Origin of the sequence: Micromonospora sp. SL1-18, assembly GCF_047921505.1 — a bacterium.
Classification (GTDB): Bacteria; Actinomycetota; Actinomycetes; order Mycobacteriales; family Micromonosporaceae; genus Micromonospora.
Genome location: NZ_JBLROA010000019.1, coordinates 1 through 13,430, shown reverse-complemented (window position 1 = coordinate 13,430; position 13,430 = coordinate 1). Strand labels below are relative to the sequence as shown.

Below are 13,430 nucleotides of genomic sequence, written 5' to 3'. Positions count from 1 at the left end.
ACCAGCCGCCACGACCGGGCCACTGCGCCGGGTACCGGTGCAGGGTCGAAGTGTCGCGCGGGTCCAGCGGATGCTGGACGCCTGTGCCGAGCTCGTCGACGAGGTGGGGTATGAGGGGCTGACCACGACTCTGCTCGCCGAGCGTGCCGAGGTGGCGATCGGGTCGGTCTACCAGTTCTTTCCGGACAAGCGGGCGATCGTGCAGGCGTTGACCCTGCGCACGATGGAGTCCTACCTCCAGCGGCTCGACGAGCGGTTCGCCTCCGACGACCTGACCCACTGGTGGGACGGCGTCGACGCGGCGATCGACGAGTACATCTCGATGCACCGCACCGTCCCGGGGTTCCGTACCCTCCACTTCGGCGACGTGGTCGACATGCACCTGCTCGACGAGCAGCGGGACAACAACGGCGTGATCGCCGATCAGCTCGCGCGGCTGCTCACCGAGCGGTTCGGCCTGGCCGACGTACCCGAACTCCGGTTCAATCTGGAGGTCGCGGTGGAGGCGTCCGACGCCCTGATCAAGCTCGCGTTCCGGCGCCGCGCCGAGGGCGACGAGCGGCTGCTGGCCGAGGCGAAGGCGCTGATCCGGGAGTACCTGTACCGGCAGGTCGACGCCCGGACCGAGGCCCAGTCGGCCTGAATCAGGCGTGGCCGGCACGGTGCCGGCGCGCGAAACGGTGCGGTGCCCGGGGTGCGACCGGGCGCAACGAGCAGCGGCGGGTTCCCGAGGTGCGCCGGGACCCGCCGTTTCCCACTTCTCTAGAGGAACGCCCGGCCCTCGCCCCGGTAGGTGGGCACCGTCGCGACCACCTCGTCGCCGTCGACCAGATGCAGCTCGTTGACCCGTTCACACAGCTCGCCGGCCTTGGCATGGCGGAACCAGACCCGGTCGCCCACCCGCAGCGTCGTCGCGACCGGGCCCGCGACCGGGGTCTGCACCTCGCCGGCGCCCTCGGCTCCGAGCAGCTTGAGGCCCGCCGGCAGCCACGGGCGCGGCAGCCGGCTCTCGCCGGCCGCGCCCGAGGCGATCCAGCCACCCCCGAGCACGGTGGCCAGCCCGGGCGAAGGCCGGCGGACCACCGCGCAGGCGAAGAACGCCGCCGGGGTGGGGCGCCAGACGCGGTACGCGTCGAACAGCATCGGCCCGTACAGGCCCGATCCCGCGGTGACCTCGGTGACCGCGGGATCGGCGCTGGTGGCGGCCACGCTGCCGGTGCCGCCGCCGTTGACGAACTCCAGGTCGGCGTGCTCGCGTACCGCCTCGACCGCCGCCGCCCGGCGGGCCAGCAGTTCCCGGTACGACCCGCGCTGGGCGACCCGGATCGCGGTGCCCAGCACCGCCTTCCCGGGCGGCGCGTCACCCATGCCGGCGATCTGTGCCTCGTACGACATCAGGCCGACCAGCCGGAAGCCCGGCCGGCCGGCGACGGCGGCGGCCAACGCGCCGGCCGCCCGGGCACTGTGCACCGGGGAACGACGCACGCCCAGGTGCACCCGTCCGCCCAGGGGTCGCCAGGAGGCGTCCAGGTCGAGGCAGATCCGCAGCGGCGGCCGACGACCGGGCGGGCACACCTCGTCGACCAGGTCCAGCTGGCCGGGGTCGTCGACCATCAGCGCCACCGCGGCGGCGAGCGCCGGGTCGCCGGCCAGCTCGGCGAGGGCCCCCCGGTCGGCGGTGGGATACGCCACCAGCACGTCGTCGCTGACGCCGGTGCGGGCCAGCCAGAGCGCCTCGGGCAGCGTGAACGCCATCACGCCCCGCCAGCCGGGCCGGGTCAGCACCCGGCTGAGCAGGTCCCGGGCGCGAACCGACTTGCTGGCGATCCGGAGCGGCTTGCCGGCGGCCCGGCTGACCAGCGCGTCCGCGTTGGCATCGAAGGCGGCGAGATCGACCACGGCGTACGGCGGGTCGAGGTGGGCGGTCGCCCGATCGAGGCGATCGCGAAGTTTGTCACGGCCGGTGGACATGTCTGCACGCTAACTGTGTGGGTGCCTATGCGAAATACCCCCACGTCTGTCGGGGCTGCAGCCGGCGGCACCGGCGGCCTAGGCTCGGCGAGCAGGCGAATGTCGCGGAGGGGGCACACCTCCGCCGCGACTAGAGTGTTTCACCGGGGATGCCCAGCTCTGGGCCGGCACGTGGAGGTACGGCCATCGAAAGCCAGAACAACGGCGAGTTGCCCGGCGTGTCGTCGCCCGCGGCTCAGGCCGACCGCTCCGGAGCCGCCGCCATCCGCTCGGTGCTGCGGATCCGGCCGTTCCGCCGGCTGTGGATCGTGCTCGGCGCCGCCTCCTTCGGCGACTGGCTCGGACTGCTCGCCACCTCCGTCTTCGCCGCCGCCCAGGTCTCCGGCGACACCGCCAAGGGGGCGGCGTTCGGCTCGGTGATCGCGATCCGGCTGCTGCCGGCGTTGCTGCTCGGCCCGGTGGCCGGCGTCTTCGCCGACCGGTTCGACCGGCGCTGGACGATGGTCATCTGCGACGTCCTGCGTTTCGTGCTCTTCGCCTCCATCCCGCTGTACGCGCTCACCGGCGCCAGCGGGGGGCTGGTGGTCACCTGGGCGGCGATCGCGACCTTCCTGATCGAGACGGTCACCCTGCTGTGGATCCCGGCCAAGGAGGCCGCGGTCCCCAACCTGATCCCGCGCGCCCGGCTGGAGACCGCCAACCAGCTCACCCTCATCACCACGTACGGGCTCACCCCGATCGCCGCCGCCCTCATGTTGGCGGTGCTGGACCGCAGCATCCGGGGGGTGACCGGCGGCCAGGTCCCGAACTGGGCCGAGCCCGCGCAGCTCGCGCTCTGGTTCAACTCCCTCTCCCGGCTGGCCACCGCCGTCGTCGTGGCCGTCGGGATCAAGGAGATCAGCCAGGCGCGCACCGGCGAGCGGGACGGCGCCGAGCAGAGCATGACCCGCCAGTTCGTCGAGGGCTGGCGGTTCATCGGCCAGACCCCGCTGGTCCGGGGTCTGGTGCTCGGCATCTTCGGCGCGTTCGCCGGCGGCGGCATCGTGGTCGGCACCGCCAAGTTCTTCGCCGCCTCGCTCGGCGCCGGCGACGCCGCGTTCTTCCTGCTCTTCGGCGCGATCTTCATCGGTCTGGCGATCGGCATCGGGGCCGGCCCGATGATCGTCCGGGACATGTCCCGGCGTCGCTGGTTCGGCATGAGCATCGTGCTGGCCAGCGCGTCCGTGCTGGTGCTCGCCTTCGCGATCCATCTCTCCATGGCGATGCTCGGCGCGATCCTGGTCGGCGCGGGCGCCGGCATGGCCTTCCTGGCCGGCACCACCCTGCTCGGCGGCGAGGTCGCCGACGAGGTACGCGGCCGGGTCTTCGCGGTGGTGCAGATCGGCACCCGGCTGGTGCTCATCCTGGCCATCGCGCTGAGCAGCATCCTGGTCGGGGTCGGCGGCTCGCGCCGGCTGACCATCGCCGACCTGGGCATCTCGGTCTCCTCGACCCGGCTGCTGCTGCTCGCCGCGGGCATCGCCGGCATCTTCGCCGGGATCAGCGCATTCGGCCAGATGGACGACAAGAAGGGCGTACCGGTCCTCGCCGACCTGTGGGGCTCGATCCGGGGCCGCCCGCTGATGCCGGCCGAGCCCTTCGTCTCCAGCGGCCTCTTCGTGGTCTTCGAGGGTGGCGAGGGCGCCGGCAAGTCCACCCAGCTCGCCGCGCTCGCCGACCGGCTGCGCGGCCAGGGGCGGGACGTCGTGGTCACCCGCGAGCCCGGGGCCACCGCGGTCGGTGAGCGGATCCGCGCGCTGGTGCTGGAGAACGAGGGCGCCGAAGCCCCGTCACCGCGCGCCGAGGCGCTGCTCTACGCCGCCGACCGGGCGCACCACGTCGCCACCGTGGTCCGGCCGGCGCTGGTCCGGGGCGCGGTGGTGATCAGCGACCGGTACGTCGACTCGTCCCTGGCCTACCAGGGCGCCGGCCGTACGCTGCCGGTGGAGGAGGTGTCCTGGCTCTCCTCGTGGGCCACCGGCGGGCTCAAGCCCGATCTGGTGGTGCTCCTCGACGTCGACCCGCGCACCGGCCTGTCCCGGGTCGAGTCCCGCAGCCGGGGTGCCGACCGGCTGGAGGCCGAGTCGATCGCGTTCCACGAGCGGGTCCGGTACGCCTTCCTCGACCTGGCCGCTGCCGACCCCAAGCGCTACCTGGTGCTCGACGCCTCCCGACCGGCCGAGGAGATCGCCGAGGCGGTCGCCCGGCGGGTGGACGAGTTCCTGGTCGACCCGGCCGGCATCGTGCACCCGCGCCCGGCCCACGGCCCGGACACCACGGTCCAGCCCGAGTTATCCGAGGCGGAAATGGTGGCCATGGAGCGGCCCACCTGATGGCGGAGGTCTTCGCCGATCTGGTCGGGCAGGCCGAGGCGGTGGCCACGCTGCGCCGCGCCGCCGACTCGGCCGCCGCACTGCTGCGTGCCGAGGCGGTGCCCGCGACCGGTGCCGGCGGCCCGGCGGCCGAGTCCGCAGCCGCCGCCGGGGCGGGGATGACCCACGCCTGGATCTTCACCGGGCCGCCCGGTTCCGGCCGGTCGGTGGCCGCGCGGGCCTTCGCCGCCGCGTTGCAGTGCGTGCACGGCACCGGCTGCGGCGCGTGCCCCGGCTGCCACACCACCCTGGCCGGCACCCACGCGGACGTCCGGCTGGTGGTGCCCGAGGGGCTCTCCATCGGTGTCGGCGAGATGCGCGCGCTGGTGCTGCGGGCCGCCAGCACGCCGTCCGGCGGGCGCTGGCAGGTCGTCATCATCTCCGACGCCGACCGGCTCACCGAGGCGGCCGGCAACGCGCTGCTCAAGGCGATCGAGGAGCCGCCGCCGCGTACCGTCTTCCTGCTCTGCGCCCCGTCCACCCACCCGGACGACGTCTCGGTGACCATCCGGTCGCGGTGCCGGATCGTGCCGCTGCGGCAGCCGCCGGCCGACGCCGTCGCCGAGGTGCTCGTCCGCCGGGACGGCATCGCGCCCGACGTGGCCGGGTGGGCCGCGGCGGCGGCCCAGGGGCACGTGGGTCGGGCCCGGCGGCTGGCCCGCGACCCGGAGGCCCGGCAGCGTCGCGACGCGGTGCTCGCCGTGCCGCGCCGGCTGACCGGGGTGGGCGCGGCGTTCGACGCCGCCTCCGCGCTGATCGAAGCGGCCGAGGCGGAGGCCGCGGCGTCGGTCGCCGAGCTCGACGAGGCGGAGCGGGCCGCGCTGCAGACCGCGCTCGGCGCGGGCGGCACCGGCCGGGGCGCGGCGGCCGCGATGCGGGGCGCCGCCGGCCAGCTCAAGGACCTGGAGAAGCGGCAGAAGTCGCGGGCCACCCGGGCCCAGCGGGACGCCCTCGACCGGGCGCTGGTCGATCTCGCCGGCTTCTACCGGGACGCGCTGGCCAGCGCGCTGCGAGCGCCGGTCGCCCCGGTGCACACCGACACCGCGGCGCTGGCCGAGGCGGGCGCGCAGAAATGGGCCGCCGAAGGGGCGTTGCGCCGGCTGGAGGCCGTGCTGGAGTGCCGGGGGGCGATCGAGGCGAACGTCAAGCCGCGGATCGCGGTAGAGGCGATGATGCTCGCCCTCTGGAAGGGCTAGGTCCCCGCTTCCGGCGTTGTCCACAGGGCATCGACACGCGCGATTGACGTGCGGTACGGTCCGGGGTGCCGCGGTGACCGTGGCGGCACACTCAGTGATGGTCAGCCGGGGAGGAGTCCGCCCATGCCGCGGGGGGAGATCGACGAGGCCTGGATCGAGGAGGCGGTGCGGCGCTACCGGCGCATCGAGACCCTGCAGGCCGAGTTCGACCAGGCGGTCGCGACGGTCGAGGTCACCGTCCGCTCGCCCGACGGGCTCGTCGAGGTGGTGGTGACCGCCGGTGGGCGGATCACCGGCGTCCGCTTCCTCGCCCCGCTGCACCAGCGCAACCCCCGGGACGTCGCCGGTTCGGTGCAGGCCGCGGTCACCGCCGCCGCCGACGCGGCGCAGTGGGCCCGGGAGAAGCTGCACAACGAGACCTTCGCGGCGTACCGGCCGCTGGCGGGAGCCTGACATGGAGACGCTGCGCGTGCTGGCCACCGGCCTTGACGAGGCCAGCGCCACCCTCGCCACCCTGGCCCGCACGGTGACCGCCACCGACCCGCCGCACCCCGCCTTCGGCACGCACGCCGAGGGCCGCCCCGGCGAGATCGGCCGCGCCCTGCATCAGCAGTGGACCACCGCCACCGGCGACCGGGCCCGGGAAGCCCACGCCGCCGCGACCCGGCTGGCCGCCGCCGCAGCCGCCCTGCGCGCCGCCGCCGACCGCTACGTGGCCACCGACGAGTCCGCTCGCCGCCGGCTCGCCCGGGAGGCCTGATGGACGCCCTGGACCGCCTCGCCGAGCCGGGCCTCGACCTGCTCGCCCGGGTCGACAGGTTGCTCGCCGCCGGCGCGCCCGAGGGGCACCGGCTCTGGCCACTGCTGCGTCGCATGCAGGTGCTCCCCGGCGCGGCCGTACGCGAGTTCCTCGACCTGCACCCGGCGCCGCTGGCGGATGCCGGCCACGCGGTGCGCCGGCTGGTCCGGGGGTACGACGAGGCCTGCGCCATGCTCGCCGATCCGGTCGCCTGGTCCGGGCCGGCCGCGTCGGCGTACGACGAGGCCCGCACCGCCCTGCTCCGCCACCTCGACGAGGGGCCGGAGAGCCTGGTCGGGCGCCTGGAGTCGACCGCCGGTTACGCCGACGCGCTGGCCGACTGGGTGGAGGGGAGCCGGCTCGCGCTGGCCCGGGCGCTGGCCGACGTGCTGCGCTCGGCCGAGGCGGTCACCGTGCACACCGCCGACGCTGCCGGCGGCGACGAGCGGGCCGGGGCGCTCGCGGCGGCGGAGATCGCCACGCGGGTGCTCGGCGTGCTCGGCGTGGCATACGACGGCGCGGAGACGCTGCTGCGCCAGTGGGCGCCGAGCCTGGCGGAGACGACGTGGCGGGAGCGGACGGCCGACGTCCGGACCATCAACTCGACCATGCGTATCGGCTAGCAAATCGGTTCGGGCCGCGCACAAGCGCCACGGCGCCGCCGGCAGTGTCGGCCGGCGACGCCGTGGTACCCCCTGCACCCCCCGCAGGTCTGCCTCCACTCAACGCCGTGTGCGGTCGTTTGTCGTCCGGCTGGCGCATGTTTCAGCCGTCCGGGCGAGGATCATCGACACGAGGGGGCGGGGCCGGCTCGGTCGAGTCGACAGTGATGGATAACTGCGCCGGGTGACCGGACGGCGACAGGCGGCCGGGCCGGAACCGCCGCGGGGTCGTAGGCTGGTGGGCATGGGCATGCTCTGCGCGGTCAGTTTCAACCGGTACGGGCGCCTCTACTACCTCGACCCCGGCGAGCTGCGCCCGCAGGTGGGCGACAAGGTGCTGGTGCCCACCGACGAGGGGCCCGAGGTGGCGGAGTGCGTCTGGGCCGCGCAGTGGGTGGACGAGGACACGGCCGGCGTCCCCAGGCTGGCCGGGCTGGCTCAGGAGGACGACCTGCGCCGCGACGAGCAGCTACGCCGGCGCAAGGCCGACGCCAAGGTGGCCGCCAAGCGGCTCATCCGCGAGCACGGGCTGCCGATGAAGGTGGTGGCGGTCGACCACGTCTTCGGCACGCCGGAGTCCGGCAGCGAGCGCACCACGATCTACTTCACCGCGCCGCACCGGGTCGATTTCCGCTCGCTCGTGCGCGACCTGGGGGCCACCCTGCACTGCCGGGTCGAGCTGCGGCAGCTCTCCGCCCGCGACTCGGCGCGGGTGCAGGGCGGGATCGGCTCCTGTGGCCGGGACCTGTGCTGCGCCACCTTCCTGACCGACTTCGAGCCGGTGACCATCCGGATGGCCAAGGAGCAGGATCTCCCGCTCAACCCGCTGCGGATCTCCGGCGCGTGCGGCCGGCTGATGTGCTGCCTCAAGTACGAGCATCCGCTGTACCAGCGGTTCCAGGAGTCCGCCCCGGCGATCGGCAGCCGGGTCTCCACGCCCGAGGGGGAGGGCAAGGTCGTCGGCCACAGCATCCCGAGGGATTCGGTCACCGTCCGCCTGGATGCCGATGGCGCCCGCTGCTCGTGCAGCCGAGCCTCCGTCTGCGCCCCCCGCCAAGCCCACGACCAGCACTACAACTCCTGACCTGGGCGGGCTGGTCAGCGGAGGATGATGGGGGGTTCGGCCAGGCGGGGGGCGAGGGGCTGCTGGGGGGTCAGCCAGGAGGCGGTGGGGGACTGGTCGGGGTTGAGCTGCCAGGCGTGGGAGACCCTGTCCAGGGCGATCGGGTAGATGGTCAGCGTACCGTCCGGGTCGATCCGGAGCCGGAGGAAAGACTTCGAGTCCTCGATGCCCTGGCCGGCGAAGAGTTCGTTGACGTTCACCCCGAACGTCCCGGCCACCAGCAGGTAGAGCGCCACCAGCTGGCTGGCGACCAGGCCGATCACCGGCCCGTACACCACCGCTGCCGCGGCGGCCGGCAACGGCCACGGCCAGTGGTAGAAGGGCAGCATCAGCCAGAGCCAGGTGCCCGCGGCGGCCAGCGTGACGTGGGCCAGCCCGTGCGAAACGCCGAGGATCCAGCGCCGGACGTGCCGTTTTCCGCTGGCGCCGGGCGGCTTCGCGAAGAACACCGCGCTCAGCATGGTCACCAGGAACATGATCACCAGCGGCACGCTCAACAGCCGCTGCTCGGTGGTGCCCACCCGATCAGCAGTCACCCCGGCCATGGCCAGCATCAGCAGCGTGTGCAGGGTGCCCAGCAGGGCGGTGAAGCCCGGATTGCGGAACGGCAGCCGGGCGAAGATCCCCCAGCCGTAGCGCCGCGAGCGGGCCTTCTCCGGGAAGCGGGCCGCCAGGTCGTACTCGCGGGTGCGGCTGGCCCGGCGGGACAGCGTGTCGCGGGGCGGCACCTCCAGCCGCTCGGGGAGGGTGTGCGTGGGGTAGAGGTAGGCGCCGCCACCCCCGCAGGTGATGAGCTGCCGCCCCGGGCCGGCGTAGCGGGCGTAGTGGTGCAGGTCGCCGGAGATCAGCAGCCGCACCTGCGCCCCGGTCGGGGCGATGATGGTACGGATGAAATAGTCGATCGAGTCGTACGCCGTCGGATGGTCAACGGCCTTGACCCAGGTCGGTTCCGGCACCGCCAGAATCACCTTCGACCGCGGGGTGAGCTTTCGGGCGACCTCGTCGAAGTAGGCGAGCTGCGGGTCGTCCACGTACGACCCGGACTGGTCGTCGAGGCCGAGCAACCACCAGCCGGCGGCCAGCTCCACGGCGAAGTACGACCGGGACTGGCCGGTGCTCCAGCCGGCGAAGTTCCGGTCCCGGGACCGGACGAACAGCCGCAGGAAGGCGGTCAGGCCGTCGTACCAGTCGTGGTTGCCGGGCACCGCGAAGATCGTCGGTTGTTCGGGCGGCGCCACCGGCAGCGCGGCCTGGTAGGGCCCCTTGCACCGGTCCTCGTACGCACCGTATGCCGCCGACGGGTAGACCTGGTCGCCTCCCATGACCAGGGTCTGCGCCCGGGGCAGCCGGTGCCCGTCGACCTCCAGCTCCGGCTGGGCGAGCAGGTAGGCCACCGAGTACGTTGCGTCGAAGCCGTCGCCCAGGTCGGCCACGTAGTCCAGCCAGAGCCCGCCGTCCGGCCCGACCTGCCGGAACGTCCCGTCGCCGAAAGCGTTCTGCAGCTCCCGCTTGTCCAGGTACGCCCCGAACAGCATCGCCAGCAGCGTACGCAGGCCGGTGCTGATCAGCAGCAGCGGCGCGAGCCAGGGCACCGGCTTGCGTGGGGTGAAGCCCAGCTCCAGCGGATCGAGGTTGCGCGGCCGGCGAGTGGCCCGCTCACCGGGGTGCGCCTCGGGGGTCGGCTGCTGCGGCGGTGCGTGATCGTCGCTCACCCGCCGCAGGGTAGTCGTGCCCGAACGGGAACGCTCTCCCGCGATCGTGCCGAATGTGCCTCGATGTCCGGGTCTCTCGGTGGACCGGGGATCCCGTTCGGCTTCGGGCGGGCCGTGCACTACACTTGGCGATCGTTGCCGCCTTAGCTCAGTCGGCTAGAGCGACGCACTCGTAATGCGTAGGTCGACGGTTCGATTCCGTCAGGCGGCTCCATATAAAGGCCCAGGTCATCGGCTTGATCGCCGATCATGACCTGGGCCTTCTGCTTGCGATCGCGAGGCCGAGCAGCCAAGCGAGCAGCCAAACGTCATTCACCCGACCACAGCGCCCCCTCCAGCCGTGACGCGGCTTCCCGCGCGATCTCCGGGGCCACGTGCGCGTAGATGTTGAGGGTGACGCTGATCTGCGAGTGGCCGAGGGGCCGGCTGCCGGCGAAAGTGGTTCAAACTTTCTGTACGTCTCCAAGGCGGCCCTTGACGGGCCGCACGCGCCGCCGCCTGGGCGCGCGCCGGCCGCTGCCGCTGTCGCTCTGCGGCCGACACGCCTGACGCCCGGCAGCTGGCGCGGAGAGCGGGGAAGCCCGGGGGCCGCCGCAGAACGACAGACCGTTGACCGGGGTGTGGTGGGCCGGCAACCGGCCGGGCCGCGCGGCCACGAGCCCGCGCGGCGTAGGGGAGCGCACGCCGGCCGTGTCGGCGGAGCTGGCAGCAGTCGCCGGGTTGCGGTCACTGCGCCTCCGGCGGGGCGCTCCGGCTCCAGGATGGCCGGGGCTCCGTCGGCGGGTCACGGTCCGTGGGTGGTTGCGGTGGGCCATCCCGTCTGCCATCGACCCGGGCGAGCCGAGCAGACCACCGCCCGACCCGCCAGCGTCCGTACAAGCCGTCAAGGTCCGCTTGACGTGGCGGGCCGGGCGGCGGCCCAGTCCCCAAGAGGGCGGGTCGACGGCAGACAGTGATGGCAGGCGGATGCACCCTTGCAGTGCAGCACTGACTGGTCAGGAGTGCTGGGCGTAGAGATTCAGCCCCAGGGCTACGAGGGCAAAAAAGCCGATGACGAGGAGCAGCAGCACCCCAAGCAAGACGGCAGCGACAACTCCCATGATCGATACAATTCGTCGGACTCTCGCGCGCGCGGTCCGGTCCCTTCTAACGGCTCCAGCACGTGAGGCAGCCTCGTCGTTCTTCGATGAATCCCACACAGGTGGAACGTACGTAGACCCGATCTCGAAACGGTCTCAGGGCGGCTCCGCTGTGACGGCTGATGATCTCGGTTGGGTGACCAACTGGGTGACGACGGACGTGAGCAACCACGGACGCCCCTGGATGCTGACGGACCGTTCGGACAGCGCACCCTACGACTCGCGCAGGTCGTCGACACGTGATCGTTCTTTCGGGACGAAGGGGTCAAGCTCCGCCGGTGAGACGGCAGCCGACGGAGCTTGACGTCCATAGGAGTCTCCGATGCCCCTGTCGTGACGCCCGTGCCGTGCGTGAAAATTTGGGGTGGTCGCCCGCCGACGTCGTTGATGCTTGGCATCTTGAAGCCGCATAGGAGTCTGACGCTGGAAGCGTGATCTAGGGGCCCTGCATTGTTGCTTCGAGCACGCGAGTCCGCCTCTGTCCTTCCCCGCCCATGCTTCCGCGGGCGACCACCTGGGGGATGCCCGGCAACGAAGGGTGGTGCCCGTGGAGGAGATCACTGAAGAACCGGTCCAGGTCGTGGCGCGGGTCTGCGCGATCGACATCGGCAAGGCGGGTCTGGTGGCGTGTGTGCGGGTGCCGCATGGCACCAGGCCGGATCGACGTGTGCAGGAGATACGCGAGTACGCGGCGGTGACGCCGGCGTTGCTGGAGTTAGCGGACTGGCTGCGGGTCGAGCGGGTCGAGCTGGTCGCGATGGAGGCCACGTCGGACTACTGGAAGCCGGTGTTCTACCTGCTCGAGGCAGAAGGCTTCGAGTGCTGGCTGCTCAACGCCAAACATGTCAAGAACGTGCCCGGCCGGCCGAAGACTGATCGGCTCGACGCGGTGTGGCTGGCCAAGGTCGTCGAACGCGGGATGTGCCGGCCTAGCCTGGTGCACCCCAAGCCGATCCGGCAGCTGCGGGATGTGACCCGCTACCGGCGAAGCCTGGTACGCGAGCAGACCAGGGAAAAGCAGCGCCTGGAGAAGACCCTCGAAGACGCGCAGATCAAACTGGACTCCGTGATCAGCGACCTGCACGGGGTGTCCGGCCGGCAGATGCTGCAAGCGCTCATCGACGGCCAACGGGACCCGAAGGCCCTCGCGGAGATGGCCCACGGATCGATGCGCCGCAAGATCCCCCAACTACGCGAGGCGTTGACCGGTCACTTCGACGACCACCACGCGTTCATCTGCGCCACCATGCTGCGCCGCATCGACGCCCTCGCTGCCGACATCGCCGACCTGGACGCCCGGGTAGAGGAGCTGATCGCCCCTTTCGCAGCGATGGTGGAGAAGCTGGATGAGATCACCGGAGTCGGCGTGCGCTCCGCGCAGGAGATCATCGCCGAGATCGGCCTGGACATAACCGTCTTCCCCACCGCCGCGCACATGGTGTCCTGGGCCAAGTTCAGCCCCATCGACGCCCAGTCAGCCGGCCGCAAGAAGGCCAACTCCACCGGCAAGGGCAACCCCTGGCTGGCCGCCACCCTCGGCGAGGTAGTCGCCGGACTCTCCCGCACCAACACCTTCCTCGGCGAACGCTACCGTCGCCTGGCCCGCCGACGAGGCAAGAAACGGGCAATCGTCGCGACCGGCAACTCAGCTGACCATCGTCTGGCACCTGCTCACCGACCCCGACGCCCGCTACCAGGACCTCGGCCCCGGCTTCCACGAGTCAAGGATCAGCAAGCAACGCCGTCAACGTGATCTCATCCGTCAGCTCGAACAACTCACCGGCCAGAAAGTCGATCTCCAGCCCCCACCGCAACCAGCCATCGCCTAACCAGAACCCTCAACCCGACCCGGCTCCGCTACGCGCCGCCGGGTGCTGCCGCCTGCCCACTCACTCACCGATTTTCGAGTCAGCATCGGGATGGCATGGGCGTCTTAGCGGAGACCAAATGTCACAGCGAGATTGGGACGCTGTGCCAAAAGCGATTCTAGATGACTTCGGCTCCACAGCTCGACGGTTGGCCGCTCCCGTGCTTCATCCCTTTTCTCTGCCCATTGAACGGCATCAACGGTAAAGTGCCCACTGGTTGCTACCACAAGCACATCAACGACTGGCGGCTCCCACAAGCGCATCTGAGAGACATTGTCACTGATGTCAGGCAGCGTGACTGATTTTGACAGCCAGTGCTTGCACTGGATGATTACGCGATCTCGACGCGTCCCACTTAGCGGATCGACCCTGACCCGGGTCGCTTGCAAATCCCGGCCTCGGTCAGCCGCTCTAGTCTTCATCAACCATTGGACATTTTCGTACCCACTGGCCTCAGAAAGGATATTGAAACAAGCCTCTCAAATTGCTCATCGTCGAGAATGCTCCAGTCGAGAGCAGTCGTGACGGGGCCAGCGGGACGCGCGGCGG

The 13,430-nt window shown here is 71.8% G+C and carries 11 protein-coding genes and 1 tRNA gene; 9 read left to right on the top strand and 3 right to left on the bottom strand.

The annotated features are described in order from the left end of the window. Positions 1-70: 70 nt before the first annotated feature. Positions 71-643: a TetR family transcriptional regulator gene (locus ACNAW0_RS11925; RefSeq protein ID WP_416287940.1), complete on the top strand. Its 573-nt coding sequence runs from the start codon at positions 71-73 to the stop codon at positions 641-643. Positions 644-762: 119 nt separating this feature from the next. On the opposite strand, the gene ACNAW0_RS11920 is transcribed toward ACNAW0_RS11925, so the two are convergent. After that, a complete protein-coding gene (locus ACNAW0_RS11920; RefSeq protein ID WP_416287862.1) occupies positions 763-1,971 on the bottom strand; it encodes an amino acid deaminase/aldolase in 1,209 nt (402 codons plus the stop codon). Positions 1,972-2,189: 218 nt separating this feature from the next. On the opposite strand from ACNAW0_RS11920, the gene tmk reads away from it, so the two are divergent. The 6 genes from tmk (at position 2,190) to ACNAW0_RS11890 (ending at position 8,123) form a co-directional block, all read left to right on the top strand. Next, positions 2,190-4,343: a dTMP kinase gene (gene tmk / locus ACNAW0_RS11915; RefSeq protein WP_416287861.1), complete on the top strand. Its 2,154-nt coding sequence runs from the start codon at positions 2,190-2,192 to the stop codon at positions 4,341-4,343. After that, positions 4,343-5,578 carry a DNA polymerase III subunit delta' gene (locus ACNAW0_RS11910; RefSeq protein ID WP_416287859.1) on the top strand — a complete coding sequence of 412 codons (1,236 nt, stop codon included), beginning with the start codon at positions 4,343-4,345 and terminating at the stop codon, positions 5,576-5,578. Before tmk ends, ACNAW0_RS11910 begins: the two co-directional genes overlap by 1 nt. Before the next feature lie 123 nt (positions 5,579-5,701). Next, a complete protein-coding gene (locus ACNAW0_RS11905) occupies positions 5,702-6,031 on the top strand; it encodes a YbaB/EbfC family nucleoid-associated protein (RefSeq protein ID WP_416287858.1) in 330 nt (109 codons plus the stop codon). 1 nt (position 6,032) lies between these two features. Further along, a complete protein-coding gene (locus ACNAW0_RS11900; protein ID WP_416287857.1) occupies positions 6,033-6,338 on the top strand; it encodes a hypothetical protein in 306 nt (101 codons plus the stop codon). After that, positions 6,338-7,000, top strand: a complete 663-nt coding sequence (locus ACNAW0_RS11895; RefSeq protein WP_416287855.1) for a hypothetical protein — start codon at positions 6,338-6,340, stop codon at positions 6,998-7,000. Before ACNAW0_RS11900 ends, ACNAW0_RS11895 begins: the two co-directional genes overlap by 1 nt. A 283-nt stretch (positions 7,001-7,283) precedes the next feature. Then, positions 7,284-8,123, top strand: a complete 840-nt coding sequence (locus ACNAW0_RS11890) for a PSP1 domain-containing protein (RefSeq protein ID WP_416287853.1) — start codon at positions 7,284-7,286, stop codon at positions 8,121-8,123. A gap of 14 nt (positions 8,124-8,137) precedes the next feature. On the opposite strand, the gene ACNAW0_RS11885 is transcribed toward ACNAW0_RS11890, so the two are convergent. Continuing rightward, positions 8,138-9,874, bottom strand: a complete 1,737-nt coding sequence (locus tag ACNAW0_RS11885) for a metallophosphoesterase family protein (RefSeq protein ID WP_416287852.1) — start codon at positions 9,872-9,874, stop codon at positions 8,138-8,140. Positions 9,875-10,011: 137 nt separating this feature from the next. Between ACNAW0_RS11885 and ACNAW0_RS11880 the strand changes: the two genes are divergently transcribed. Both ACNAW0_RS11880 and ACNAW0_RS11875 read left to right on the top strand, forming a co-directional pair. Then, positions 10,012-10,088: transfer RNA gene (locus ACNAW0_RS11880), tRNA-Thr, on the top strand. Positions 10,089-11,560: 1,472 nt separating this feature from the next. Beyond that, positions 11,561-12,766, top strand: coding sequence for an IS110 family transposase (locus ACNAW0_RS11875; RefSeq protein WP_416287850.1), 1,206 nt, complete (start codon positions 11,561-11,563; stop codon positions 12,764-12,766). Positions 12,767-12,946: 180 nt separating this feature from the next. On the opposite strand, the gene ACNAW0_RS11870 is transcribed toward ACNAW0_RS11875, so the two are convergent. Next, positions 12,947-13,345 (bottom strand): restriction endonuclease, encoded by a 399-nt coding sequence (locus ACNAW0_RS11870; protein WP_416287939.1) that lies wholly within the window; start codon positions 13,343-13,345, stop codon positions 12,947-12,949. Between the last annotated feature and the right edge of the window lie 85 nt (positions 13,346-13,430).